The organism is Mesorhizobium sp. L-8-3, assembly GCF_016756615.1.
In the GTDB taxonomy this organism is placed as follows: domain Bacteria; phylum Pseudomonadota; class Alphaproteobacteria; order Rhizobiales; family Rhizobiaceae.
This window is the reverse complement of record NZ_AP023262.1, coordinates 5,142,210-5,166,940: the sequence shown is the minus strand read 5'-3', so window position 1 is coordinate 5,166,940 and position 24,731 is coordinate 5,142,210. Positions and strand designations below refer to the sequence as shown.

Below are 24,731 nucleotides of genomic sequence, written 5' to 3'. Positions count from 1 at the left end.
GGGCACTGCGGTACCTGCGTGGGCGGAAGCTGCTCCGGGTATTCGCTTGCTGTTCCGTTCACCACCTTCAGTCAATGCCATAACGAAGGAGCCTGCATCCGCACCTTTGCAGAGCAGTTGGGCTTGGCACTGAGCAAGCCAAACGCTGTTTTCCGCCCCCCTCGGCCGCTTCTCTGAGGCCGGCTCGGCGAGCGATATCTTTCTCGCCGGGTCAAGCCAAGCGCTCACTGAGGACAGACTGACCTCGGCGAGAAACGGCACCTTCCGAGGAGAAATTCCTATGAACATGCAGACGTCAGCAAACCCACGTCCGCGTCCGGCTCGGGACAGCGCGTCTCAAGAATTCGCCCAAATGCGGAACTCCCTCGATCTGCGCATCGGTGGAATGACCTGCCCGCATTGTCCGGCAACAATTGAGAAGGCCCTTCGCGCGTTGCCCGGGGTAACGGCGGCATCCGTGAACATTGCGACCGGGTCGGTGAGTGTGGCCTACGATCCGGCGCGCGCAAGGGTCACAGACATTCTGCGGAGCATCCGCTCGAGCGGTTACACGGCCGGGACTGCCACCATGCGTGTTCCGATACACAATATGCATTGCAGTTCCTGCGCCATTCGCGTCGAACTGGCGTTGCAGACGACACCGGGCGTTGTGGCGGCGCGCGCCAGTGTCGGGCCAAATGCGGTCGATATCGAATACCAGCCCGAGCGGACGGATTTCCACGAGATTCGGAAGGCAATCGAATCCGCAGGCTACCGGGTTGCCGAACCGAAGATCGAACCCACAACCGAGGTGCTCGATCCGGCAGAGGCAGCGAATGTGCAGGAATACCGCGCCTTGATGCGGAAGTTCTGGTTCGCCGCGCTCGTCTCACTTCCGGTAATGGCCCTTAGCTACCCCGATCTGATCCCCGGCTTGCGTGACTGGATGCCGATGGGCAGCCAAACACGACGGATCATCTGGACGTTGCTCGGCGTGCTGAGCCTGCCGGTGCTGTTGTGGTCCGGGTCGCAGTTCTTTCTCGGGATGTGGGATGCGCTCAAGCATCGCGCCGCCAACATGCACACCCTAATCGCAATCGGTATCTCGGCGGCGTTTCTCTATTCAGTCGTCGCAGTCGCGTGGCCTGGCGTCTTTCCCGATATGGCGCTCGCCGAGGTTTTTTGGGACGTGACTGACGTTGTCGTCGCTCTCGTCGTTCTCGGTCTTGCCCTGGAGATCAAGGCCAAAGGCCGGACGTCGCAGGCAATCAAGAAACTGATCGGGCTACAGGCAAAAACCGCTCGCGTGGTCCGCGACGGCAGGGAGGTCGATCTACCGGTTGAGGAAGTGCTGGTCGACGATACCGTTGTGGTTCGGCCGGGCGAAAAGGTTCCTGTCGACGGACAGGTGACCGCCGGGTCCAGCGCGGTGGATGAATCGATGATCACCGGCGAGTCAATGCCGGTCGAGAAGCAGATCAGCGACGAGGTGATCGGGGGAACCCTCAACAAGACCGGCAGCTTCAGGTTCAAGGCAACCAAGGTCGGCAAGGATACCGCTCTCGCCAATATCATAAGGATGGTGAAAGATGCGCAAGGCTCGAAGGCGCCCATCCAGCGCGTCGTCGATACCGTCTCGGGCTATTTTGTGCCCGCAGTCATGATCCTCGCCGTTCTGGCAGCCATCGTCTGGTACGACGTCGGGCCCGAACCGCGGCTGATCTATGCCACGGTCGTCTTCGTCACTACCCTCATAATTGCCTGCCCATGTGCTCTTGGCCTGGCCACGCCGACCTCGCTGACGGTAGGCGTCGGCAAGGGCGCGGAGAACGGCATTCTGATCCGCTCCGGCGATGCCCTGCAGGCCGCCGAGAAACTTGACGCCATCATTCTCGACAAGACGGGCACTATCACGAAGGGTGAGCCGGCACTTACAGATATCGTCCTTGCGCCCGGCCAGGACGAGGCCGAGGTCCTGCGCCTCGTGGCCTCACTCGAACGCGGCTCGGAGCACCCGCTGGCTTCCGCGATCGTCAAAGGCGCTGAAGCGCGGCAAATTCCGCTCTTCGACGCCGAAGGTTTCGCGGCCATCCCCGGTCAAGGCGTGAGCGGTCGGATCGACGGCCGCGACGTGCTGTTCGGGAATGCCAAACTGATGCGCGATCGCGGCATCCCGGCCGAGATGCTTGAGGCGCAATGGGAGCGTCTTGCCGCCGAGGGCAAGACACCGATGTATGTGGCGCTTGACGGGAAGGCAGTGGCGCTCATGGCCGTCGCCGATACAGTGAAGCCTGATTCCAAGGCAGCAATTGCTGTGCTGAAAGGCCTTGGCATCGAGGTCGTGATGCTAACCGGCGACAACGAGCGCACCGGCCGCGCCATCGCGCGTGAGGTCGGCATCGATCGCGTTCTGGCCGAGGTGCTGCCCGACGAGAAGGCGCACGAGGTGCAGAAGCTGCAGCTCGAAGGCAAATCGGTCGGCATGGTCGGCGACGGGGTCAACGACGCGCCGGCACTCGCCCAGGCCGATGTCGGGTTCGCCATCGGGACGGGGACGGATGTAGCCATCGAGGCGAGCGACGTGACGCTGATCAAAGGGAGCCTGACGGGTGTCGTGACTGCGATCGAGATCAGCAGGGCGACGATGCGCAACGTGCGGCAGAACCTGGTCGGCGCCTTTGGTTACAACACGCTCGGTATCCCCGTCGCAATGGGGGTGCTTTATCCCTTCATCGGGCTTCTGCTTTCGCCGCTTATTGCCGCTGCGGCCATGGCATTCAGCTCCGTGACCGTCGTCACCAACGCCAACCGCCTGCGCTTCTTCCAGCCGAGGAGGTCGAACCCATGACCCCGGACCGTATGATTGTCACCATTGCCGGACTCGCGCTCATCGCTTTCATCGTCTGGTTCTTCTGGCTCAAGCGTTCGACAGGCGTGCGCGCTGCGGAGACGAGCGGCGGCTACCAGGAGGCAATGATCCTGGTGAAGGGCGGATACACGCCGGATACAATCATCGTGCGCAGCGGACGCCCGGTTCGGCTGAACTTTCGCAGGGAAGAGACGGCGTCCTGCTCGGACAAGGTCATCTTTGCCGACTTCCAAAAGAGCGCCCACCTGCCGACGGGCGAGACGGTACCGATCGAACTGATGCCGAAGGAACCAGGCGAGTTCGGATTTGGATGCCCGATGGGCATGTTCCGTGGGAGGCTTATCGTCGAGTGACCGCGACTGGGAAACGGCGATGGAAATCATGGTCAAATGGACGGTGCACGGGTTGGAGATGGCGGCACTCGCCACGATCGTTCTGGGCTTCGGTGCAAGTGCGACGACGTCGATACTTGCCGCCACGAGAGGCGTGAAGTCCGACCGATACGTTGACCTCCGGCGCAATGTTGCCCGCACAATCCTTATTGCCCTCGAACTGCTCATTGCTGCCGACATCCTGCGATCACTGGTGCTCGAACAGTCACTGATGAGCCTTGCGGTCCTCGCCGCGCTGATCGGGATTCGGACGTTCTTGAGCTTTTCTATCGACGTCGAACTCGACGGCTGTTGGCCTTGGGAACGGGCGAGGCTGCGTCCTTGCACTACCCCTGAAGTGCAGAACCTGCCGTTTCTGCGTGACGAGGACAAATTCAGGAGCCAAGCAACTGTCGCGCCGTCACGGCCGCCACCCCTACCACGCGATTACAAATGACCAATCACGACCGACACAATGGCGCAAGTGGCAAGCTGGAGCCAGTCGCTCCCAAATGCGGAACGGAGACGCCAAAGCCGTTCTGCATGAGTTGCGGTCGTGACCTCATGCAACCGCCGGAGGTCAAGGATCATTTGCGCTCAATTGCTCAGCAAAGACCATCAAGCGGAGGCCATGCATATGCTGCGTGATCACGACCTGCCCGAGAAGAGGCTTCTGACTTCGCGAACGGGCCTGGTCCTGCTCGGCTTCCTTGTCATCGCCGGCGCTCTGCTGCTGACCGAGCACCGCGCCCATGTCCTCGGAGTATTGGTGTGGCTGCTGCCTTTCGGCTGCCTGCTCATGCACCTGTTCCTGCATGGAGGACGCGGTGGCCATGGCAACCACCGTAACGAGAGGAGGCCGTTTTGAGCGCCGAGACATCAGCCTATGGCCTTTGGAGCCTGGTAATCGTCAATTCGATTATCTTCATCCTGTTTGCCTACAGCTTCTTCAAACCGCAGACCACTCGCGATTGGCGGTCGTTCGGCGCGTTCAGCGCCTTCCTCGTCGCGCTGTTCACGGAGATGTACGGCTTCCCGTTGACCATATACTTCCTATCTGGCTGGCTTCAGTCCCGCTATCCGGGAGTCGATTGGTTCTCCCATGATGCGGGCCATCTCCTGGAGATGACATTCGGTTGGAAGGCGAATCCGCACTTCGGGCCGTTCCATCTCCTGAGTTTCGTCCTCATCGGCGGCGGGTTCTGGCTGATCGCGTCAGCCTGGCGCATTCTCTACGACGCCCGGCAGCGGCGGGCATTGGCGACAACCGGCCCATACAGCCACATCCGTCATCCGCAATATGTCGGGTTCATTCTGGTTCTGCTGGGCTTCTTCGTGCAGTGGCCGACGCTGCTGACGCTTGTGATGTTTCCGTTGCTGATCGTCATGTATGTGAGGCTTGCGCGCACGGAAGAGCGCGAAGCGCTCGCTGAGTTCGGCGACACCTATCGATCGTATATGGCGGAGGTGCCGGCGTTCCTCCCGCGATGGCGCAGGCTCAGCACCGAGCCGCGTCACGGTCAACGGTAACGGCAATGCCCGCCGTCGTCTTCAGCGCAGAGTCCCTGACCAAGACCTATGTCACTGGTGAGGCCGAGGTGTGCGCTCTGCGCGGAGTCGACCTCGAGATTCCGGCAGGAGAGGTCGTCGTGCTGCTTGGGCCCTCCGGTAGCGGGAAGTCGACCCTGCTCAACATCATGGGAGGGCTCGATCATGCCACGAGCGGCCAACTGTTCTTTCGTGGCCAGGAGTTGACCAGCCTCGACGATCGAGGGCTGACTGCCTATCGCCGCCAGCATGTCGGTTTCGTGTTTCAGTTCTACAACCTCATGCCGAGTTTGACGGCCTACGAGAACGTCGCGCTGGTCACGGAGATCGCCGACGATCCGATGCGTCCGGACGAGGCCTTGGCACTGGTGGGGCTCGATGCGCGGATGAACCACTTCTCGGCTCAGCTCTCCGGCGGCGAACAGCAGCGTGTCGCGATCGCCCGCGCCGTTGCGAAGCGGCCGGACGTGCTGCTCTGCGACGAGCCGACCGGAGCGCTGGATTCCAAGACCGGAATTCGAGTGATCGAAGCGTTGCTGGGCGTCAACGCGCAGTTCGGCACCACGACCCTCGTCATCACGCATAACGCCAGCATTCAGGCCGTTGCCGACCGCGTACTGTTTTTCGCGGACGGTCAAATCTCCAGAATCCGCAAGAACGAGGCACGCCGAACAGCCGCCGAACTCGTCTGGTGACCCGATGGCCGTCCTGGACACCAAGTTGTTGCGTGACTTGCGCCGGCTCTGGGCCCAATCGCTTGCCATCGCGCTTGTGGTCGCGGGAGGGGTCTCCACGGTCGTGCTTGCCGTCGGCTCCCTGCGCTCCCTGGAGGAGACGCGAATTGCCTACTACGAACGATACGCGTTTGCGGATGTCTTTGCCTTGGCAAGGCGTGCGCCGAAGACGCTGCTCGACCAGATTGCAGAGATTCCCGGCGTCGCCGCCGTGGAGGGCCGCATCACGAAGCTCGCCCTGCTCGATATTCCTCAGCTTCGCGAACCCGTCACAGGCCAATTCGTATCGCTTCCCGAGTCGGGTCGGCCCATCCTTAATCGGCTCCACTTGCGCATGGGCCGGATGCCCGATCCCGGGAGCGTCGATGAGGTTGTCGTCACTGAGGGTTTCGCCAAGGCGCACGCATTCCCGCCAGGGTCGCACTTCACTGCCATTCTCAATGGCCGCAAGCGAGAGCTCATCATCGTTGGGATCGCGCTCTCGCCGGAATACGTCTACGCGGTAGGGCCAGGCGACCGCATGCCGGACGAGCGGCGTTTCGCCATCGTCTGGATGCCCGAGAAAGCGCTTGCGACGGCCTACGACCTCGATGGCGCATTCTCCTCCGTCAGTCTCAAGCTGCTGCGCGAAGCTTCCGAGCGCGACGTCATCAAGCGCCTCGATGCGCTGCTCGACCGCTACGGCGGCCAGGCCGCCTACGGGCGCAGAGACCAGACCTCGCACGCCTACCTCGATCATGGGCTCGATATGCTGAGGAACATGAGCCGGACGCTGCCGCCGATCTTTCTTCTGGTGGCCGCATTCCTGATCAACATGACGCTCAGCCGTATCGTCTCGCTCGAACGCGAGCAGATCGGTCTGCTGAAGGCCCTTGGTTATCGGGACGCTACCGTTGCCTGGCACTACGTCAAATTCGTCATCGCCCTTGTCGCAATCGGCATCGTTGTCGGCGGCATGGCTGGAGCTTGGCTGGGCACCTATGTAACGAGGCTCTATGGCGAGTTTTATCGGTTCCCATTCCTTGTCTTCGCCCAAAGCCCGGATGTCTACGTCGCGGCTGCGGCGCTGAGCCTCGGAGCCGCGATCGTCGGCGCGGCGCGCGCCGTGCGCGATGTCGTCACATTGCCGCCAGCCATCGCGATGCAGCCACCGGCGCCGCCGCGCTTCCGTCGTCTCCTGCCGCCGACCTTTGCTGTCCACAAGGTTCTGTCACAGTCGGCCGTGATGATGGCGCGCGATATTGCCAGCCACCCGATCCGGACGATGTTCACGATGGCCGGGATCTCGCTATCGACAGGAATCCTGATCGCCTCTCTTTTCCTTAACGGCTCGATGGAGGCGTTGATCGACGTGACCTATTTCATGTCGGACCGCCAGGATGCCGTCGTGAGCTTCGTGGAGCGACGCCCGCGGAACGTCGTCAATCAAATTGCGCGGCTGCCCGGCGTCCTCGCGGCTGAGCCCTATCGGGAAGTTCCCGCCCGGATACGGAAAGGAAACATCGAGCGCCGAGCAACGATCAGCGGCAGGCCGAACGATTCCGACCTTAGCCGGATCATCGACACGCACCTCAATCCCGTGGTCCTTCCCGGGACCGGGCTGGCAATCTCGAGCTGGCTTGCGCAGGTTCTCGGGACAGGCGTCGGCGACTTCGTCGAAGTCGATCTGCTGGAAGGGCAACGCCGGACCGTTTCGCTGCCGGTGACCGCGTTGATCGAGGACTATTTCGGCATCCAGGGAATAATGGAGGCCGATGCGCTGGCTCGCTTGATGCGGGAGGCGCCGGCAGTCAACACCGTGAGCGTAAGCCTCGATCCGAACGCACGTGACCAATTTTACGATGCCGTCAGGCGGCTGCCGGCGGTCAGCGGCATAGCTCTGCAGCGGGTATCGCTTGCGAACTTCCGTGAAGCGCTGGCCGTGCTGGTGACCACGATGGCAAACATCTACACCGGGCTCGCGGCTGTGATCGCCTTCGGGGTGGTCTATAATACCGCGAGGATTTCGCTGTCGGAGCGGGCGCGCGAACTGGCCACTTTGCGCGTACTCGGCTTCACGAAAGGCGGCGTGCTGCGCATCCTTCTGCTTGAGCTTGCTCTACTCACGCTGCTCGCGCAGCCCATGGGCTGGGCCATCGGCTACGGCCTCGCCTGGACGCTGGAGGAAAACATGGCCGGCGAGTTGATGCGGGCTCCGTTGGTCGTTGAGCCGTCCACCTATGTCGTTGCCAGCGCAATGGTGGCTGCCGCGGCATTGTTCTCCGCGCTCGTCGTTCGTGAGCGCGTAAACCGATTGGACATTGTGGAGATCCTGAAAACGCGAGACTGAGCCATGCACACGAAATGGATGAAGCGACCTGCCTGGGTTGCGGCTCTGGGTGTCTTGGTCACCGGCGCCGTCTGGTTCGCATGGCCACGACCGCTTCCAGTCGACCTCGCGACAATCACGAAAGGTCCTATGGAGGTCACCATCGACGATGAGGGCAAGACGCAAGTGCGGCACGTCTACACGGTGTCGGCACCGATCACTGGAAAGGTGCTTAGGATCTCACCGCCGCGCCATGTGGGGGACCAGGTCATCGATGATGAAACCGTCGTGGCGGTGATGCAACCGACCGTGCCGAGCTTTCATGATGCCCGAACCCATGAAGAACTGCAGGCGGCATTGGCAGCGGCCGACGCGGCGGTGACGCTTGCGCAAGCCGAAGTCCGCCGGATCGAGGCTGCACTCGGATTTTCGCGCTCGGAGTTGAAGCGAGCAGAAGCGCTCATGCGCACCGAGGCTATCTCGCTCCAATTCCTGGACAAGGCGAAGCTGGACGTCGAAACCAATGAGGCTGTATTGGCCAGCGCCAAGGCGCAGTTCGAAGTCCGGCGAAACGAGCGAGCCAGCGTCGCCGCGCGCCTCGGCGAACCGTCAAAAGCAGCTTCGCGAGAGAATCCCAGCTGCTGCATCCAGCTGCGCTCTCCCGTTACGGGACGCATTCTGAGGATCGTTCAGGAGAGCGAAACGGTCGTGCAGGCAGGTGATCCTCTGATAGCGATCGGCGATCCGCTTGATCTCGAAATCGTGGCAGACCTGCTCTCGACCGACGCCGTCCGGATCAAGCCCGGTGCACCCGTCCGGATCGATGGCTGGGGTGGCCCACCCATCAAGGGCCGGGTGACCCGCGTCGACCCGGCGGGCTTTCTCAAGGTCTCCGCCCTCGGTATCGAGGAACAAAGGGTTCAAACGACCATCGACTTTGTCGACCCACCCGAAGCGTGGTCGTCGCTCGGGCACGATTTTCGAGTGATCGTGCACATCACCACTTGGAGGGCTGAGGATGTTCTGACCGTGCCGGTGGCGGCCCTGTTTCGGCAGGGAGAGGACTGGGCCGTCTTTGTGGTCAAGGATGGGCGTGCACGCACAATAGCGGTCAAGATCGGCCGGCGGAACGACCGGACAGCAGTGGTGCTGGCCGGTCTTGGCGCCGGAGATCGCGTCGTGCTGCATGCGAGCGACCGGGTCAAGGACGGGGTTGCCGTGGCCGAGCGGCAGGTGCGGTAGGACCCCTGCCGTGGCGGCGAGTGACTTTCGCGCCGGAGGGGAGTCGGCGCAAGCTATGGGACGTGGGCCATGACAATGAAGCGAAACTCGGCTGAGGAAGAGCTTAGACGGGACTGTCAGGAATTCTGTGCGCGAGGCCCGTTTTCGTCACCGACCGACGAACCGTTCGCCGAAGACAATGGCGAATTGGGTCTTGGCCTCGAACCACTCGCGCGGCGGTCGTTTCCATTCCTCGGCCGCGTGGTTCAGAACCAGATATAGCAGCTTCATGGCGGCGTCGTCATTGGGGAAATGGCCCCGGGTTCGGACGGCGCGCCGCAGCTTGGAGTTGAGCGCCTCGATGGCGTTTGTGGTGTAGATGATGCGGCGCACGCCCTCAGGGAAAGCAAAGAACGGAATGACCTGTTGCCAATTGCGCCGCCAGCTCTGGGCGATCGCCGGGTAGCGCTGGCCCCAGTGACCGGCCTCGAACGCCTCCAGGGCCTGCAGGCCGGCCTCGGCGTCCATGGCCCGGTAGATCGCCCTGAGCGCCGGCACGACCGCCTTGCGGTCCTTCCACGACACGAACTCCAGGGAATGGCGGATCAGGTGCACAATGCAGGTCTGCACCACGGTCTGGGGAAAGACGGCGTTGATCGCCTCGGGAAAGCCCTTCAGCCCGTCGACGACGGCGATCAGGACGTCGCCGACGCCGCGGTTCTTCAACTCGTTCATGACGCGCAGCCAGAACTTGGCGCCCTCGGTCTGTTCGATCCAGATGCCCATGACCTCCTTGGTGCCGTCGGGCAGGATGCCGAGCGCGATGTAGACCGCCTTGTTGCGCACGAAGCCCTCGTCGCGGATCTTGACCCGAATGGCATCGAAGAAGACGACGGGATAGACCGCGTCCAGCGGCCGGTTCTGCCATTCGGCGACCTCCTCCAGCACCGCGTCGGTGACCGCCGAGATCAGGTCCGGCGAGACCTCGATGCCGTAGAGCTCCTCCAGATGGCCGCGGATCTCGCGCACCGTCATGCCGCGCGCATACATCGAGATGATCTTGTCGTCGAAGTCGGGAAACCGCCGCTGGTACTTGGCGACCAGCTTCGGATCAAAGGTGCCGGCCCGGTCGCGCGGGATCGCCAGCGTCATCTGTGACGTCCCCGTCAGCACCGTCTTCTTCGAATGCCCGTTGCGGCGATTGGCGTTGCCGTCGGCACCTTCGTCCGCCAGGTGCTCGTCGAGCTCGGCGTTCAGAATGCGCTCCGAAAGCGCCTTCTTCAGGTCGTCGAGCAGACCGTCCTTGGCAAACAAATCCCTCGGATCACGACCGGCAAGCAGCTGATCCAGCAGTTCTTTCTCGATAGCCATGTGATGATTCTCTCCTTTCCATCATCATGGCCTCACGCACAAAATTTTCGACACTCCCGCTTAGACTGCTGCAGCGCGAGACCTTCGACTATTTCCTCAACGAGGTGAACCCGGCCAACGGCCTTATACTTGACAAGACCGCCGCGGGTTGGCCGGCCAGCATCGCCGCGACGGGCCTCGCTCTTGCCTGCTATCCCGTCGCTGTCGAACGCGGATTGATGACGCGACCCGACGCCGTTGCAAGGATCCTTACCACGCTGCGCTTCTTCTCGACCAGCGCCCAGGGACCGGAACCCGACGCCACCGGGTACCATGGCTTCTACTATCACTTCCTCGATATGCAGACCGGTCGGCGCGCCTGGCAATGCGAACTGTCGACGATCGATAGCGCCTTTCTGTTAGCGGGCGCTTTGGCGGCGGCGGCCTATTTCGGTGCCGAAGTCGACGCCGAACAGGAAATCCACGCGCTTGCCGACGGTCTCTATCGCCGGGCCGACTGGCAGTGGGCGCAGAACCAGGGATCAACGGTGACGCATGGCTGGACACCCGAGAGTGGTTTTCTCAAGTATCGTTGGGAGGGCTACGACGAAGCTCTGATGCTCTACATCCTGGGCCTTGGCTCGCCCACCCACCCGCTCCCGGAAAGCAGTTATGCTGCCTGGACGTCGACCTATCGCTGGGAGAACTGTTACGGCTATGAGTACCTCTATGCCGGCCCGCTGTTCACTCACCAGTTGTCCCATGTCTGGATCGACTTCCGCGGGATCCGGGACGCTTTCATGCGCGAGAAGGGCATCGACTATTTCGAGAACAGCCGCCGCGCAACTTATGTCCAGCGATGTTACGCGATCGAAAACCCACGCAAGTTCAAGGGTTACCGCGAATGTTGCTGGGGCATAACGGCGAGCGAGGGGCCCGGCCCTGGCACTCTTAAGCTCAACGGCATCCAGCGGGAGTTTTACGACTATGCCGCACGAGGCGTCCCTTATGGGCCAGACGACGGCACGCTTGCGCCGTGGGCAGTTGTTGCCTCCCTGCCGTTCGCCCCTGAAATCGTCTTGGAGGCGATCGACTTTTGCGTCCATCAGGCCAAATTGACAATGTTCAACAAATACGGCTTCAAGGCAGCCTTCAATCCGACGCACCCGGGCGAGCCGGGAAACCCCTATGGCTGGTGGGTGTCGCCCTGGCACTTCGGACTCAATCAGGGTCCTATCGTACTGATGATCGAGAACCATCGGACCGGTGTTCTGTGGCGGTTGATGCGCGAGTGCCCCTATGTTGTTGCCGGATTGCGTCGTGCCGGGTTCACTGGCGGCTGGCTCAAGTGACGTCGATCTTGCCGAGCGGTTGTTGCTAAGGCCTCTATAGGTTCCAAGAAAGGAACTCTGCGGTACTGCAGGAAGTGTCAGTGGTGCCTACAGGTCGGGTTCAACGGGTGTTGCCGGCCATGCAGTCTGAAAGGCGACAGGAAACGATCGCCAGGGGGCCCCGACGCGGCGAGCGTTCTTCGATAGCGGCTCGGCCAACACAAATGCCGGTCTGTTCGCCAAGGAAAACTTTCAGAGGCCACCGTTATGAAAGTTGCAGTGTTCAGCACCAAATCCTACGATCGCGAATTCCTCGAAGCGGCGAACAACAGCGTTGGACACGACCTGCAGTTTCTTGAAGTCCGGCTTTCCTCCAATAGCGCTGCCTTGGCAAAGGGCGCCGAAGCGATCTGCGCCTTCGTCAACGATGATCTCGGCAATCCGGTCCTTCAGGCCCTCGCAGATCTCGGTATCAGACTCGTGGCGTTGCGCAGCGCTGGCTTCAACAATGTCGATCTCGAAGCAGCCCGCCGTCTGGGCATCAGGGTGGCACGCGTTCCAGCCTATTCACCTTGCGCCGTTGCCGAGCACACGACGGCGTTGATCCTTGCCCTGAACCGCAAAACCCACCGTGCCTACAACCGGGTTCGCGAGGGGAATTTCGCCCTGGAGGGGCTGCTGGGATTCGACATTCACGGCAAGACAGTCGGCATTGTTGGAACCGGCAAGATCGGCGAAGCATTCGCGGGGATCATGGCAGGATTCGGCTGCAGGCTGCTTGCAAACGACCTCATGCCTAATCCAGCCTGCGAGACGCTGGGTGCGGAGTATATTTCGCGTGCGGAAATCTTCGCGCGATCCGACATCCTCAGTCTGCATTGCCCTCTCACGCCGGAAACCCATCACATGATCAGGAGCGATACGCTGCCGCAACTGAAACGCGGCGTGATGCTGATCAATACCAGCCGCGGCGCCGTGGTGGACACCCGCGCCGTGATCAAGGGACTGAAGGAGGGGATCATCGGCAGCCTCGGGCTGGACGTCTACGAGGAGGAAGGCGACCTGTTCTTCGAGAACCTTTCCGACCGTTTCATCCCGGATGACGTTTTCGCGCGCCTACTCACCTTTCCCAACGTCCTTGTCACGGGCCATCAGGCTTTCTTCACAAGGGTACCAACATCGCGGAGACCACCATCGCGAATATCAGCGCATTCGCCGATTGCGGCTGTGCGAACCACGAGGTTTCCGTCGAGAGGATGGCCGGAAAGGTAGCGAAAGGCTGATATTCGTCTATCTGTCTCGTATTCTCGGTCTGATCTCCCTTGGCGTTGTTCCGTGGGAACCCAACGCTACGCCCTCAAGCAGGGAAGGAGACGATCGACCTTGGACCCAGAGAAAGGTTGACCGAAGCGCCGTGCCGCCCGGACAGGTCGAAATGTTTCTTGCGACATGTCCGGCGCCACAATCTAATGCGTGACCGTCGAGTCGCGACTGGTCAATCCGCGACGACGTCCCAGTTCTGGTCGGGGTTGAACCGCTTGATCCCTGTCGCGATGGTTTCGGTCTCCTCGCCAAGATCGGCCTCGTAGACGACGCCGTTCCGGTTGACGACGAAAGTGTGGACGCCCGTTTCGCCGTACTTCACCGGCCAGGCCACCAGCCCGAACCCAGCGATCATGTTGCCGTTGATGACGTAGTCGTAACGCCCCCCGGCGACATTGTCGCCCTGGCCGGTCAGAACGCGGAAGCGATAGCCGAAATAGCCTTCGCCTTGCCTGGCCTTACCCAATGCCGCCTGGTCGGCGAACTCGCCGATCAGGCTTTCGCCGTCGCCCTGGTCGGGCGGCCAGTAAAGCCCGTCGGTGGCGCCCTCGCTGCTGATCAGCTTCTGGGCGTATTCGAGCACGCTGTCGCCGTCGTGGTCGTCGGCGGAATATTCCTCCTGCGCCTCGACAAGGGCGCGCAGCGTCGAAATCGCTTCCAGCTCGTTCTCGCCGACGCGTCTGTTGATGATCTCCTCCAGCCCCGCATAGGTATCGAAATACCATTTGCCGTCGTCGTCCTTCACGATCGGAAAGGGCAGCGGCCAGAGCCTGTCGCCGATCTGGAGCAACTGGCGGTCGCCCAGATCCTGGACAACCACCTGCCTGGCCGCGCCCTGCCGGATCTGTTCGAAGGTCTCCTTCGTGCTTTCCTCCGCCTTCAGTTTGGCCGCGTCGAGGCCGAGCAGTTTTGCAAGCCCGTCGAAATCGTCGACCGCGAGCGATGCCTTGAAGGCTTCGATCGCGGCCGACGGCGTGTCGAAAAGCGGCGGCTCCATAGCCGCGGCGAATGACGATATGCCGTCGTCCTGCTGCGCGAAGGACACGACGGAGCCGAACGCCAACGGCAAGGAAACGAGGGCGGTGGCCGTCAGCGAGCGAAGCAACATGCGGGTGGCGTTCATGGTCATGTCCTCCTGCTCAGCGCCGACGTCCGCCGCCGCCACGATGGACGGACCTGTGGCCGCCGCCACCGCGTGGCCCGGCCATTTGGCGCCCGCCACCGCCGCGCGGTGCCGCTCTGTGCCCGCCGCGTGCGCCGCCGCCCATGGCCTTGGCGCCGCGGTTCGAGGCGATCTTCTGCTTTTTCCCGGAACCGACATGGCCAAGACCGGACGGCTTCTTGGGCCGGTTATCTGCACGAGCTGCCGGCTTTGCCTTGCCCGAAGACCGCTTGACATTGGTCGGCTTCTTGACACTCGACCTGTTCAGATTGGCCTTCGAGGCGTCAGGCCTTTTGCCGTCGGGCCTCTTGATATTGCCCCCGTCGGGCCTCTTCAGATCCGGCTTGGCCTTCAAGCCCTCGAGCGTGCTCTTGCGGACATCCTGCACGTTGGCGGTCCTGCCCGCGCCCCCAGGCTTGCGCTCGTTCCTGATGTTCGACGCCCGGTTGCGGATGCTGTTCGTGCTGTTCTTCTCGATGCGGTTCTTGACGTTGGTGCGGTCGAACTTGGCGAACTGGTTGCGGTCGATGTTGATCTTAGAGCGATCGACATTCTTCCAGTCGACATCGTTGAAATTGACCTTGCCGTTGAAATCGCGGTTGTTGAAGCAACCGTTGCAGTCGATGTCGACGTCGTTGCCCCAGCGGCCGCCCCACACGCCCCAATCGTCCCAATCGACGACTGCGGCCCAGGCCGCCCCTGTCACAGCCGCGGCAAAGAAGGTCGCTGTCGGATACCAGTAGCTGGGGTAGGGCTCGGGATAGTAGGAGATCGGCGCGACGGCATAGCCCGGTTCGTAGAGCATCTCCGGCTCGTAGCGCGGCACGTAGACCTTTTCGGTGCTCGCCGACTGAATGACGATGTTGTCGTTCTCCTCGACCACCTTGACCTTGTCGTCGGTCTTGATGATGCCCTTGGCGACCGCCTCCTCACGCAGTTGCTGGATGGCGATCAGCACATCCTTCTGCTGGTAGGCGAGGGCATCGCCGAACTGCTGGGTCCAGTCGAGATCGTCGCTCATCATCTTGACGATCTCGGGATAGTTGAGCAGCGAAACCACGCTTCCATCCCAAGTATCCTTGGGCTTCAGGCTCTTGTCCTTGGCATACTGCTCGAGATAGCGCTCGGCCTCGACGATCTGCAGCGGATAGAGCGAAGCGCCCGAAATCACGGCGATCAGCTCGTCCGGATAAAGCGCGATGCGCGCCACGAGAACCTCCAACTCGTCCTCGGAGAGTGGAGCCGGCGCGGACGTGTCGGCCGTGGCATCGGCCGTTGCCGCCTGTTGCTGCGCAAAGACGGTTGAAAACGGCACGGCTGCAAAGACCAGACCCGCGGAGGCAGCCGCCACCCGCAATACCAAACCCCAACGTGTCATGGTGAACCTCGCCCCTTGGCCGCCGTGTTCGCCAACTTGCCGATCGCCACATAAATACTAGCGTTGATCACAAGAATATCAATCAGCATCGCAGCCGGCCTCCAATAGAGCTCAGCCTCAATACCTCGCTGAGGTTCATACAGATGGAGGACGCACCTGCCTCTGCCGAACCGTCACTTTTCAGTCGCGCGGACAAGATCGCATGAACCGGCCGTCCGTCCGCGGACGAGTTGACGGCAACCACTGCCGGCGTACGAGAGCCGGTGATGGTCAAGCGAGATGTCGTGCGTGACAATGCCATCCTCCTGATTGTGGCGGCTGGCTGTGGGCCAGTGCAAATCGCGCGACGCAATCGGCCGATACCGTCCGGGCCATGCTAGTGAAAAAGCCACGCTCCGGAAGTTGGACTTAGGGGCAATGGAAGCCGGCATTGAGCAGGTCTCTCGCACCAGGTCTCTCGCACAACGCGATCACTTTCGATCCGAGGGGTTCATCTCCACGAAAGCCTTGGAGTTGCGTTTCATCTCTTGAAGCGACGGCCGATCGTTGCGGGACTCGGCAGGCAGCGGTTCTTGCGCGGCTTTCGCGATCGACTAATCATGCAGAGCAGCCTGGATCCGGAAGAAAGGACGGTGGCAGCCATGCGGGTGACGGCGGGCAATGCCGATCCAGCCGAACGCAATGTGCCGGGCAGGAATCGGCAGGCCGCATTCCTGCTCGCCGGTTCGTTGATTTGCTCGTTGCGGGAGCGTGTCGTAGGCACCGGCGGTGTCGGCCGGCGTTCCCAACCTCGGGCGGGTTGGCCGCGGCCGCCCGATCTGCCGATGTCCCGTCCCGGCTTCCGGGGCGTTGCGCCGCAAGCGGCAAACGGGAGCTGATTTCACCATGACCTTGACCCTCTTGCTGCTGATCAAGGCCGCAATGGCGGTTCTTATCCTGGCGATCGGAATGGGCGCCAGGCTCTCCGACATCCTCTATCTCGCAAGGCGACCGGCATTGTTGATGCGTTCGCTCGTAGCGATGTTCGTGATGGTTCCGCTGGCGGCCTGGCTGATCGCCGTATCATGGCCCTTGGCTCCCGGCGCCAAGGCCGCATTGCTGGTGCTGGCCGTTTCGGCAGGCGCGCCGCTGCTGCCCCGCAAGCTCGAAAAGTTCGGCAGTCCGGAATATTCGTTCAGCCTCGTCGTAACGACCTCGCTTCTGGCGATCGTGGTCGTTCCCCTGTGGGTGGCCGCACTCGCCAGCTACTTCGACGTCGCGGCGGATATCTCCTCCCTCGACGTGGCCACGTCGCTGGCAAAGTCGTTCCTGCTGCCGTTGGCGGCGGGGATGGCTCTGGGGGCTCTCCTGCCTGACCTGACGGCGCGCTATGCCGACAGGGCGACGATCATCGCCGGGGGAGGGCTGACTGCAGCCAGCGTACTGCTGCTCGTGCTCCACTGGCGGCTTATGCTCGAAATCCAGGCGACGGGGATGTCTGCGCTGGTTGCGCTGATGCTGATCGCGCTTGCGATCGGCCACCTGTTCGGAGGCCCCGAACCGGGTGATCGGACGGCACTCGCCATCGCCTGCGTGACCCGACATGTCGGCATCGCCGTGATCGTCGCGACGACCTTCAGGGGGCCGAAGACGATGGTGATCCTTGCAGCCTATGTGGTCGCCTCGGTGCTCGTCTCGATCCCCTATCTTCGATGGCGCAAACGCAGCCTGCCGATTTCGGCGAATCCCGGGTGAGACAGATCGCCCGGCCCCGGAACACCATCGTGGATGGAGGGGGCGCGAGCCGTCTCCGGCATGTCGACTTTCGGCGTGCGAGCATTCCGGGGCCGAAGGGGGCACTCATGCGGGCTTGGAGGCGAGCCGGGGTCGCTCCCACGTGCCACAGGAAGAGCGCCGAAGTCCCTGCAGCGCGAACCGAGGTCCGGCCTCAGGCGCAAGTGGCCCGCCGCGGGCGGGGCCAACGCATCGCCGGCCGAATGTGTTGGCTTGTTGATGCCCATAAGCCCGCAATGGATGCGAGTTCGTCCAAGCATCTGGACGACTGCGCACAACCCTGTATAGTCCCTGGCTGCATGTTGGACCTCCTCAGCGACATCCTCACCCGGCTCTCGCTCCGCGGCACGCTCCACTTCCGCACGAGCTTCACCGAACCCTGGGGCGTGCGTGTGCCTGCCTTCCGCGACGTGGCACGCTTTCACTTCGCGCACCGGGGCGAGGCGCTGGTGCGCATAGACGGGCAGCGCATGCCCGTCCACCTGGCGCAGGGCGACCTGATCGTCATCCCACACGGGACCGCACATGTGCTGTCCTGCCGGTATGCGGGCCCTGAAGAGGCGCTGCCGCTCGACGATGTGCTCGCGCGCTCCGGCTTTCCCGGACATGGCACGCTCGTCTGGGGCGGCGAGGAAAACCCGCAGGACACCCAGCTCATCTGCGGACATTTCGCACTGGCCGAGGGCTCGCGGCACCTGCTGTTCGAAAGGCTGCCGCCCTTCATCCACTTAAGGGGCTATGGCGAGGAGGCCGGCCCATGGCTCGAGGCGACGCTCAAGGTGATCGGCGCCGAGGCCGGGGGCGCGCGGCTCGGCGGCGACCTGATCGCGCTCAAGATGTCCGAGGCGATCTTCGCCCAGGCGATCCGGGCATATATCGAGCAGGCCCAGGGCCCCGAAAACGGCATCGCCGGCTTCGCCGACCCCCACCTTGCGCGGGCGCTGACGGCGTTCCATCGGCAGCCTGCCGCCGACTGGACCGTCGCAGCGCTTGCCCGGGAGGCGGGACTGTCGCGTACCGGCTTCGCCGAGCGTTTCACCACGCGGCTTGGCGTCACGCCGATGGGCTATGTCACGTCCTGGCGGATGCAGATCGCGCGCGAGGCGCTGACAACACGGGGACTCAGCGTCGCCGAGGCGGCCGAAGTGTCGGGCTATGCCTCGGAGTCGGCCTTCAGCCGGGTGTTCCGCAAGGAAATCGGACTGCCCCCTGCCGCTTTCCGGCAGACGAGCCAGGGCAGGCCCCGAGCGGCTTGATCGACCGTTCCATCTTTCGGACGATCTGCAATATCCAGCGGACTTTCTGAAATTCATCGTCCGGTCTGTTCGACGTAATCAGGTGGCGCGGCGAATGACTCGCCCTGATTGAAACTCCGTCGAAAGGACCCGCGCCATGCGCTTCGTCACCAAAACCATCCATGCCTGGCTCGACTATCCGGTCGCGGCAGCGCTGATCGCACTGCCTTTCCTGCTCGGCCTCGGCGCCTCGAACTCGCTTGCCCTCGTGGTCTCGCCAATTGTCGGCGTCGCGGCCTTGCTGCTGACCGTGTTCACCGACCATCAGTTCGGGCTGATCCGGCTGCTGCCGTATCGGCTGCATCTCGCCGTCGATCTGGCGGTGGGGGTGCTGTTCCTCGCTCTGCCCTCCGCGCTCGGCTTTTCCGGACTCGACGCCGCCTACTACTACCTGAACGGCGTCGCGGTCGTGACCGTCGTCGCGCTGTCGAAGCCCGAAACCGTCATGGCCTCGGCCTGATCCGCAAAAAAGACCAAGCAAGGAACATATCCATGGCACGCATCACGCAAGTCTCCGACAGCACCGCCGGCCCCGAGGCAGCGGCGCTATTTTCCGCCATCAAGGGCAAGATCGGCATGGTGCCGAACCTCTACCGCGTCGCGGCAAACCAGCCCGCCGTCCTGAACGCCCTGCTCGGGCTCGGCGAGGCGCTCGGTCGAGGCCGCTTCGATACCCGAACCCGCGAGGCGGTCGCGCTGGCGGTGGCCGGCGCCAATGCTTGCGACTACTGCGCCTCTGCCCATGCCGCGATCTCGGCCGGGCTGAAGGTCCCGCCCGAGGCGATCGAGGCGCATCTCGCGGGCCGGTCGGACGATCCGCACACGGCGGCGATCCTAGGGCTGGCGGTTGCCATCGCCGCCGAACGGGGGATGGTTGCGGACTCCGATCTGAGGGCGGCGCGCAAGGCGGGCCTGTCGGACGCCGACATCGTCGAGACGGTGGGCAACGTAGTGGCAAACATCTTCACCAACTACCTCAACCATGTCGCCGCCACCGACATCGACTTTCCCGCCCGTCGCGCCCGGGCAGGCTGAGGAAGCGGCCCGGCGGCGGCGCCGCCGGGCCCTTGCCATCATTCGGCAGCATCGGCGCCAGGGGCGGCGCGGCTCGCCCGGAAGTGCTTCAGCCGCGGGGTCCCGGCGACCGCTGGAACGACGGCGGCCGCCCGGCGCTTGAGCTCCTCGCCAACCTGCGCAATCGCCTCGATCGCCGGCACCAGCCTTTGGCCGAGCTCGTTCAGTTCGTACTCAACCGACGGCGGCGAGGTCGGCATCACCCGGCGCTCGATCACGCCGCATTCCTCGAGCTCGCGCAGGCGCGTCGTCAGCACCTTGGGAGAAACCTGGGGGATGTCGGCGCGCAGTTCGCTGAACCGCCGCGGCCCGCCACGCAGATACCAGATGATGTTCGGTGTCCAGGCGCCGCCGATTATCGCCATGCACTCCAGCAGCGGACAGGCCTCGGGCACCTTCGGCGCCTTGTTCTTCCGCATCTTCAAGGCCATGGCGGCACCTCCGGGGTTACCGATCGGAAACTCGAAAGCGAGGTATCACAAGGATAGCACGTTTACAAAGAAAACCTGATTTCCTTACTAAAGCTCCATGGCCGACAGGGCCGGAACAGGAAAGGAAACGCCGATGAAACTCTATTACAGCCCCGGGGTCTGCTCGCAGTCTGTGCATATCGCGCTGAACGAGGCGGGCCTTGCCCACAGCATCGAGAAGGTCGACCTGACGAACAAGACGACCGAGACAGGCGGCGACTACGGCAAAATCAACCCGCTGGGCTATGTGCCCGCACTCGAGCTCGACGAAGGCGAGGTGCTGCTCGAAGCCCCCGCGATCCTGCAATACGTGGCCGACCTGAAACCCGAGACGGGGCTCGCGCCGGCGAACGGAACGCTCGACCGTGTCCGGCTGCAGGCGGAGCTGAACTACACCGCCTCCGAGTTGCACAAATCCTTCGGCCCATTCTTCGCCCCGGTGAAGCCCGAGGGGGCGCTGAAGGACCAGGCGCTGGCAAAGCTGGCCAAGCGCTTCGACGCGCTCGAGAAGCGGCTCGCGGACGGGCGGCCCTACATCATGGGGCAAACCTTCACGGTGGCCGACGCCTATACCTTCGTCGTCGTCTCCTGGGCGAAAATCATCGACTTCGACCTTTCCTCGCGACCGAGGGTGCGCGACTACATAGCGCGGATCGCCGACCGGCCGAAGGTCCGCGAGGTGCTGGAGCGCGAGGGGCTGGCGGCATGATTGCACGAGCAGATCCCACCGCTCCGGGCGGACCGCACCAACCCCCCGGGAGCTGCCAGATGGAACAGGCACGCGCGCGCATCGAGGCGCAGATGCAGCTTTACTTCGACGGCCTCTATCTGAGCGACGTGGACCGGCTGGCGAAGGTCTTCGACCCCGCCGCTCGTTACGTCTGCGCGACCGGCGAGGAGGCCATCAATCTAGGCATGAAGGAGTATTTCCCGATCGTCGCGGCGCGGGAACCTCCGGCCGCCCGCGGCGAGGCGCGACGCGACGAAGTGGTCGCAATAACCTTCGCCGGGGAGAAAACGGCTCTCGTCCAGGCACGCTGTGCGATCGGCGAGCGTCATTTCAGCGACTTCCTCAGCTTCATCCACACGGCGGCGGGCTGGCGGATCGTCGCCAAGGTCTTCCACTACGAAACGCTGCCAAACCTCGCCTCGGACACGGAGTGACCCATGCCCTATGTCAACATCAAGATCACCCGCGACGGCGCCACCGCCGAGCAGAAGGCGCGGCTCATCAAGGGGGCGAGCGAGCTTCTGGTCGAGGTGCTCGGCAAGAACCCCGCCACGACCGTCGTCGTGATCGACGAAGTCGAGATGGCCAACTGGGGCATCGGTGGGCTTCCGGTGGAGGAGTTCCGCCGCAGATCGGCGGCCGAAGCGCGCCGGGCGCACGGCTCATGACGCGCGCGGCGGTGCTGACGCGGCGCCTCGGCCTCTCCGTGCCGATCCTGCTTGCGCCCATGGCTCAGGTCAGCGGCGGAGCGCTCGCTGCCGCCGTGAGTCGCGCTGGCGGCTTTGGCTTCATCGGCGGGGGCTATTGCGACCCGGACTGGGTCGCGCAGGAATTGAAGGCCGCCGCCGACACGCCGGTCGGGGTCGGTTTCATCACCTGGGCGCTGGCGGAGCGGCCGGCCCTCCTCGACGCTGTCATGCGGCACAGGCCGCGCGCGGTCTTTTTGTCGTTCGGGGACATTGCGCCTTTCGCCGAGCGCATCCGCGCCGCCGGTATCCCGCTTTTCGCCCAGATCCAGACCGTCGCCGGAGCGCGCGAGGCAGCAGCGCAGGGCGCCGACGTGATCGTGGCACAGGGCGGCGAGGCCGGTGGTCATGGCGCAGCGCGCGGGACGCTGGCACTCCTACCGGCCGTGCGCGATGCGATCGGCGATTTGCCGCTCGTGGCGGCAGGGGGCATCGCCGACGGGCGAACGATGGCCGCCGCGCTCGTGCTCGGAGCGGACGCAGTGCTCTGCGGCACAGCCTTCTACGCTGCGGAGGAGTCGCTTGCCCATCCACGCGCCAAGGCGACCACGCTGCGAACGGTCGGAGACGAGACCGCGCGCAGTTCGGTCTTTGACGCCGCGCGTGGAATCGCCTGGCCCGCGCCCTGGACGCTTCGTGCCCGCCGTAACGCCTTCCACGAGCGCTGGCGGTCCGATCCCACGGGGATCGGACCCGACGAACGTGCGCGCTATGCCCGCGCGGCGGCAGCAGGCGACACCGACACCGCCGCGGTTATCGTCGGCGAGGCGGTCGACCTTGTGCGCGAGGCCTTGCCCGCCGCCGCGATCATCGCGCGCATCGCGGACAACGCAAGGCATCGCCTGTCGGCGGCGCCAAACCTGGACTGGACAGCGGCCGAACGGGTCGAACCATGATCGCTTCCCACAGACCGGGAGGCCCTCCGATGGCCCGCAAGGCAGCCTTTGCGCTGAAGGAGATGGCGCTCGACCATCGCGTTTTCCCGGTGGACATTCGTCGCGGCGGCCAGTTCGCTCCCGCCGTTGCCGAGCGTCTCGCAGCGCAGCGCGACTACCGCATCTCCGACCCAGCGACGGGAAGCCATGGAGATCTGGCTGCCGGCAATCCCGGTCCGTCACTGCGGGTGAAGCCCATCCAGGGCGGCGATAGCCAGGGCAAGCGCCGCCTTCACCGTTTCCTCGCGGATATAATCGCGGCTCTTGTCCTCGAACAGCCGCTGCTCCGCCGCAACGGCCCGGCCGCGCAAAGCGATACCGAACCACACCAGCCCGACCGGCTTTTCCGCCGATCCGCCTCCGGGCCCGGCGATCCCGGTCACCGCGATCGCGATGCCGGCATGGGAACGCGCAAGCGCGCCCGCCGCCATCTCCACCGCCGTCTCGCGGGAAACGGCGCCGAACGCATCGAGCGTCGCGGCGGAAACGCCGACCATCTCCATCTTCGCGGCATTGGAGTAGGTGACGAAGCCACGGTCGACGACGTCGGACGAGCCGGCTATGTCGGTCAGCGCGCCGGCGATCAGGCCACCTGTGCAGGATTCGGCCGTGGCCAGCATGATCCCGTGCGCGCGGCAGGCCTCAAGCAGTTTCTCCGCAAGCTCGCGCCGGCCACTCATGCCGGCACGCTGCCGGGATAGGCCACGCTCACGGTCGCGATCGCCGCGATACCTTCCTCGCGGCCGACGAAGCCCAGCCGCTCATTGGTGGTGGCCTTGACCGAGATCCTGTCGGGCGTGATGCCGAGCATGGAAGCGAGGGCCTCGGTCATGGCCGCGCGATGCGGCGAGACCTTCGGCGCCTCGCAGATCAGGGTGATGTCGGCATTGGCGATGCGGCCGCCGCGCTCGCGCACGATCCGAACCGCATGCTCCACGAAGAGGCGCGAAGCCACCCCGCGCCATTGCGGATCGGAGGGCGGGAAATGCGTGCCGATGTCGCCGGCACCGCAAGTCGCGAGCAGCGCGTCGGTCAGCGCATGAAGCCCGACATCGGCATCGGAATGGCCGGAAAGGCATTTGCCGTGGGGAATCCTAACGCCGCAAAGAACGACATGATCCCCCGGCTCGAAGGCATGGACATCGTAGCCGTTGCCGGTGCGAATGTCGGGGAAGGCGGCCTGCGGCCCTGAAAGTCTTTGATCCGCCAAGGCGATATCCTTTGCCCAGGTGAGCTTTACGTTGTCGGGTGAGCCGGGAACCAGCCGCACCGCAATACCTGCCCATTCGGCGATCGCAGCATCGTCGGTGAAGTCGCTCCGGCCGGCCATGAAGGCCTTCTCATGGGCATCGAGTATCTTCCGGAACGGAAATCCCTGCGGAGTCTGGGCCGAATGCAGCCCGGCGCGGGGAACCGTCTCGAGAACCGTCCCGCCGGGCGCCTCGCGCTTCAGCGTGTCGGAGACGGGAACCGCCGGCAATGCACCCGACGCATCCGACATCGCTTCGATCGTGCGGTCGATCAGTTCGGCGTCGACGAAGGGCCGAACGGCGTCATGGATCAGCACGGCCCAGGGATGCGCCTCGGCCAGGGCGAGCAGCGCGCGCCGCGTCGATTCCTGACGCGTGGCGCCGCCTTCCACGGTCGCGACGCGTTTCGCCAGCGGCCCGACGGCTTCGGCGAACATCGCGCCATCGTCGGCGTGGATCGCCACAACGATCGGGCCGATGCCCGGATGGCCGGCAAAGGCCTCGATGGTGCGCGCGATGATCGGACGTCCGCCGATCCTGCGGTATTGCTTCGGCCCCTCGGCCGACTGTCCGGCACGTTCTCCGCGGCCCGCGGCCACAATCACCACCGCGACTTCGCCGCGGCTCAGGTCTGCTTTCCCGTTCATGACGTGAGGCTTAGTTCGGCGATCGTGGAAAGGCCAGCGCAAACCCGAATTCGCCGCATTTTCGAGCCAGGCAGGCTTGTGTGGTTTCGCCCACGCGTCGCCTGCCTGGCAGCGAGTCCTGCCGCAGGTTCTCGTCGGAAAACCGCGAGACACTTTTCCGAAACCTGCGTAGTTCGCAGTTGCACAAAAAATCGAAACTGTCTAGAAAACGTGCAGGCAACCGAACTGCCCTGAAAT

General features: G+C 63.7%; 23 protein-coding genes and 1 pseudogene. 18 read left to right on the top strand and 6 right to left on the bottom strand.

The genetic code is table 11. The features are described from left to right. Positions 1-352: 352 nt before the first annotated feature. The 8 genes from JN302_RS23955 (at position 353) to JN302_RS23920 (ending at position 9,051) form a co-directional block, all read left to right on the top strand. On the top strand, positions 353-2,827 hold the full coding sequence (locus tag JN302_RS23955) for a heavy metal translocating P-type ATPase (protein WP_202329384.1): 2,475 nt from the start codon (positions 353-355) through the stop codon (positions 2,825-2,827). Then, entirely contained in the window at positions 2,824-3,201 is a 378-nt protein-coding gene (locus tag JN302_RS23950) for a cupredoxin domain-containing protein (protein ID WP_202329383.1), read from the top strand. Before JN302_RS23955 ends, JN302_RS23950 begins: the two co-directional genes overlap by 4 nt. A 19-nt stretch (positions 3,202-3,220) precedes the next feature. Beyond that, a complete protein-coding gene (locus JN302_RS23945) occupies positions 3,221-3,676 on the top strand; it encodes a DUF1622 domain-containing protein (protein WP_202329382.1) in 456 nt (151 codons plus the stop codon). Positions 3,677-3,850: 174 nt separating this feature from the next. Continuing rightward, on the top strand, positions 3,851-4,087 hold the full coding sequence (locus JN302_RS23940; protein WP_202329381.1) for a DUF2933 domain-containing protein: 237 nt from the start codon (positions 3,851-3,853) through the stop codon (positions 4,085-4,087). Next, positions 4,084-4,749: a methyltransferase family protein gene (locus JN302_RS23935; protein ID WP_202329380.1), complete on the top strand. Its 666-nt coding sequence runs from the start codon at positions 4,084-4,086 to the stop codon at positions 4,747-4,749. The genes JN302_RS23940 and JN302_RS23935 overlap by 4 nt, the downstream gene beginning before the upstream one ends. 5 nt (positions 4,750-4,754) lie before the next feature. Then, complete coding sequence (locus tag JN302_RS23930) at positions 4,755-5,462, top strand: ABC transporter ATP-binding protein (RefSeq protein ID WP_202329379.1); 708 nt, start codon at positions 4,755-4,757, stop codon at positions 5,460-5,462. Between the two features lie 4 nt (positions 5,463-5,466). Continuing rightward, positions 5,467-7,830 carry an ABC transporter permease gene (locus JN302_RS23925; RefSeq protein WP_202329378.1) on the top strand — a complete coding sequence of 788 codons (2,364 nt, stop codon included), beginning with the start codon at positions 5,467-5,469 and terminating at the stop codon, positions 7,828-7,830. A gap of 129 nt (positions 7,831-7,959) precedes the next feature. Then, positions 7,960-9,051, top strand: coding sequence for an efflux RND transporter periplasmic adaptor subunit (locus tag JN302_RS23920; protein ID WP_342215859.1), 1,092 nt, complete (start codon positions 7,960-7,962; stop codon positions 9,049-9,051). Between the two features lie 147 nt (positions 9,052-9,198). Here the strand turns inward: JN302_RS23920 and JN302_RS23915 are convergent, their stop codons facing one another. Continuing rightward, positions 9,199-10,401, bottom strand: coding sequence for an IS256 family transposase (locus tag JN302_RS23915; protein ID WP_202310163.1), 1,203 nt, complete (start codon positions 10,399-10,401; stop codon positions 9,199-9,201). Positions 10,402-10,427: 26 nt separating this feature from the next. Between JN302_RS23915 and JN302_RS23910 the strand changes: the two genes are divergently transcribed. Together JN302_RS23910 and JN302_RS23905 are read left to right on the top strand one after the other, a co-directional pair. After that, the gene (locus JN302_RS23910) at positions 10,428-11,732 is read left to right on the top strand and encodes a glucoamylase family protein (RefSeq protein ID WP_202329376.1); all 1,305 of its coding nucleotides are present in this window, start codon (positions 10,428-10,430) and stop codon (positions 11,730-11,732) included. Positions 11,733-11,978: 246 nt separating this feature from the next. Further along, positions 11,979-12,994: pseudogene (locus JN302_RS23905) on the top strand (2-hydroxyacid dehydrogenase). Positions 12,995-13,206: 212 nt separating this feature from the next. Here the strand turns inward: JN302_RS23905 and JN302_RS23900 are convergent. Further along, entirely contained in the window at positions 13,207-14,163 is a 957-nt protein-coding gene (locus JN302_RS23900; RefSeq protein ID WP_202329375.1) for a DUF2950 domain-containing protein, read from the bottom strand. A gap of 10 nt (positions 14,164-14,173) precedes the next feature. Further along, on the bottom strand, positions 14,174-15,574 hold the full coding sequence (locus tag JN302_RS23895) for a DUF3300 domain-containing protein (protein WP_202305856.1): 1,401 nt from the start codon (positions 15,572-15,574) through the stop codon (positions 14,174-14,176). 885 nt (positions 15,575-16,459) lie between these two features. Between JN302_RS23895 and JN302_RS23890 the strand changes: the two genes are divergently transcribed. From JN302_RS23890 to JN302_RS23875, 4 genes are all read left to right on the top strand, one after another. Next, positions 16,460-17,308: a bile acid:sodium symporter family protein gene (locus JN302_RS23890; RefSeq protein ID WP_202329374.1), complete on the top strand. Its 849-nt coding sequence runs from the start codon at positions 16,460-16,462 to the stop codon at positions 17,306-17,308. Positions 17,309-17,646: 338 nt separating this feature from the next. After that, positions 17,647-18,603 carry an AraC family transcriptional regulator gene (locus tag JN302_RS23885; protein ID WP_244845855.1) on the top strand — a complete coding sequence of 319 codons (957 nt, stop codon included), beginning with the start codon at positions 17,647-17,649 and terminating at the stop codon, positions 18,601-18,603. A 136-nt stretch (positions 18,604-18,739) separates the two neighbouring features. After that, entirely contained in the window at positions 18,740-19,102 is a 363-nt protein-coding gene (locus JN302_RS23880; protein ID WP_202329373.1) for a hypothetical protein, read from the top strand. Between the two features lie 32 nt (positions 19,103-19,134). Continuing rightward, entirely contained in the window at positions 19,135-19,677 is a 543-nt protein-coding gene (locus JN302_RS23875) for a carboxymuconolactone decarboxylase family protein (protein ID WP_202329372.1), read from the top strand. Positions 19,678-19,715: 38 nt separating this feature from the next. On the opposite strand, the gene JN302_RS23870 is transcribed toward JN302_RS23875, so the two are convergent. Further along, complete coding sequence (locus JN302_RS23870) at positions 19,716-20,147, bottom strand: winged helix-turn-helix transcriptional regulator (RefSeq protein ID WP_244845853.1); 432 nt, start codon at positions 20,145-20,147, stop codon at positions 19,716-19,718. A gap of 133 nt (positions 20,148-20,280) precedes the next feature. On the opposite strand from JN302_RS23870, the gene gstA reads away from it, so the two are divergent. From gstA to JN302_RS23850, 4 genes are read left to right on the top strand one after another with little or no spacing between them, the layout of a single operon-like run. Next, positions 20,281-20,895 (top strand): glutathione transferase GstA, encoded by a 615-nt coding sequence (gene gstA, locus JN302_RS23865; protein ID WP_202329371.1) that lies wholly within the window; start codon positions 20,281-20,283, stop codon positions 20,893-20,895. A gap of 59 nt (positions 20,896-20,954) precedes the next feature. Then, on the top strand, positions 20,955-21,350 hold the full coding sequence (locus JN302_RS23860; RefSeq protein ID WP_202329370.1) for a nuclear transport factor 2 family protein: 396 nt from the start codon (positions 20,955-20,957) through the stop codon (positions 21,348-21,350). Positions 21,351-21,353: 3 nt separating this feature from the next. Further along, on the top strand, positions 21,354-21,584 hold the full coding sequence (locus JN302_RS23855) for a tautomerase family protein (protein ID WP_202305846.1): 231 nt from the start codon (positions 21,354-21,356) through the stop codon (positions 21,582-21,584). Then, positions 21,581-22,558 carry a nitronate monooxygenase gene (locus JN302_RS23850; protein ID WP_202329369.1) on the top strand — a complete coding sequence of 326 codons (978 nt, stop codon included), beginning with the start codon at positions 21,581-21,583 and terminating at the stop codon, positions 22,556-22,558. The genes JN302_RS23855 and JN302_RS23850 overlap by 4 nt, the downstream gene beginning before the upstream one ends. 218 nt (positions 22,559-22,776) lie before the next feature. On the opposite strand, the gene JN302_RS23845 is transcribed toward JN302_RS23850, so the two are convergent. Together JN302_RS23845 and JN302_RS23840 are read right to left on the bottom strand one after the other, a co-directional pair. After that, complete coding sequence (locus JN302_RS23845; protein WP_202329368.1) at positions 22,777-23,277, bottom strand: CinA family protein; 501 nt, start codon at positions 23,275-23,277, stop codon at positions 22,777-22,779. Then, positions 23,274-24,494, bottom strand: a complete 1,221-nt coding sequence (locus JN302_RS23840) for a bifunctional 2-C-methyl-D-erythritol 4-phosphate cytidylyltransferase/2-C-methyl-D-erythritol 2,4-cyclodiphosphate synthase (protein ID WP_202329367.1) — start codon at positions 24,492-24,494, stop codon at positions 23,274-23,276. The genes JN302_RS23845 and JN302_RS23840 overlap by 4 nt, the downstream gene beginning before the upstream one ends. Positions 24,495-24,731: the final 237 nt, after the last annotated feature.

Bases quoted from the DNA above. Each gene is read 5' to 3' on its own strand.
- JN302_RS23915 (WP_202310163.1), bottom strand. From the start codon at position 10,401: ATGGCTATCGAGAAAGAACTGCTGGATCAGCTGCTTGCCGGTCGTGAT.
- gstA (WP_202329371.1), top strand. From the start codon at position 20,281: ATGAAACTCTATTACAGCCCCGGGGTCTGCTCGCAGTCTGTGCATATC.
- JN302_RS23910 (WP_202329376.1), top strand. From the start codon at position 10,428: ATGGCCTCACGCACAAAATTTTCGACACTCCCGCTTAGACTGCTGCAG.
- JN302_RS23885 (WP_244845855.1), top strand. From the start codon at position 17,647: ATGTTGGACCTCCTCAGCGACATCCTCACCCGGCTCTCGCTCCGCGGC.
- JN302_RS23920 (WP_342215859.1), top strand. From the start codon at position 7,960: ATGGAGGTCACCATCGACGATGAGGGCAAGACGCAAGTGCGGCACGTC.
- JN302_RS23840 (WP_202329367.1), bottom strand. From the start codon at position 24,494: ATGAACGGGAAAGCAGACCTGAGCCGCGGCGAAGTCGCGGTGGTGATT.
- JN302_RS23930 (WP_202329379.1), top strand. From the start codon at position 4,755: ATGCCCGCCGTCGTCTTCAGCGCAGAGTCCCTGACCAAGACCTATGTC.
- JN302_RS23875 (WP_202329372.1), top strand. From the start codon at position 19,135: ATGGCACGCATCACGCAAGTCTCCGACAGCACCGCCGGCCCCGAGGCA.
- JN302_RS23955 (WP_202329384.1), top strand. From the start codon at position 353: ATGCGGAACTCCCTCGATCTGCGCATCGGTGGAATGACCTGCCCGCAT.
- JN302_RS23950 (WP_202329383.1), top strand. From the start codon at position 2,824: ATGACCCCGGACCGTATGATTGTCACCATTGCCGGACTCGCGCTCATC.
- JN302_RS23945 (WP_202329382.1), top strand. From the start codon at position 3,221: ATGGAAATCATGGTCAAATGGACGGTGCACGGGTTGGAGATGGCGGCA.
- JN302_RS23880 (WP_202329373.1), top strand. From the start codon at position 18,740: ATGCGCTTCGTCACCAAAACCATCCATGCCTGGCTCGACTATCCGGTC.
- JN302_RS23850 (WP_202329369.1), top strand. From the start codon at position 21,581: ATGACGCGCGCGGCGGTGCTGACGCGGCGCCTCGGCCTCTCCGTGCCG.
- JN302_RS23890 (WP_202329374.1), top strand. From the start codon at position 16,460: ATGACCTTGACCCTCTTGCTGCTGATCAAGGCCGCAATGGCGGTTCTT.
- JN302_RS23845 (WP_202329368.1), bottom strand. From the start codon at position 23,277: ATGAGTGGCCGGCGCGAGCTTGCGGAGAAACTGCTTGAGGCCTGCCGC.
- JN302_RS23895 (WP_202305856.1), bottom strand. From the start codon at position 15,574: ATGACACGTTGGGGTTTGGTATTGCGGGTGGCGGCTGCCTCCGCGGGT.
- JN302_RS23855 (WP_202305846.1), top strand. From the start codon at position 21,354: ATGCCCTATGTCAACATCAAGATCACCCGCGACGGCGCCACCGCCGAG.
- JN302_RS23900 (WP_202329375.1), bottom strand. From the start codon at position 14,163: ATGACCATGAACGCCACCCGCATGTTGCTTCGCTCGCTGACGGCCACC.
- JN302_RS23870 (WP_244845853.1), bottom strand. From the start codon at position 20,147: ATGGCCTTGAAGATGCGGAAGAACAAGGCGCCGAAGGTGCCCGAGGCC.
- JN302_RS23925 (WP_202329378.1), top strand. From the start codon at position 5,467: ATGGCCGTCCTGGACACCAAGTTGTTGCGTGACTTGCGCCGGCTCTGG.
- JN302_RS23940 (WP_202329381.1), top strand. From the start codon at position 3,851: ATGCATATGCTGCGTGATCACGACCTGCCCGAGAAGAGGCTTCTGACT.
- JN302_RS23860 (WP_202329370.1), top strand. From the start codon at position 20,955: ATGGAACAGGCACGCGCGCGCATCGAGGCGCAGATGCAGCTTTACTTC.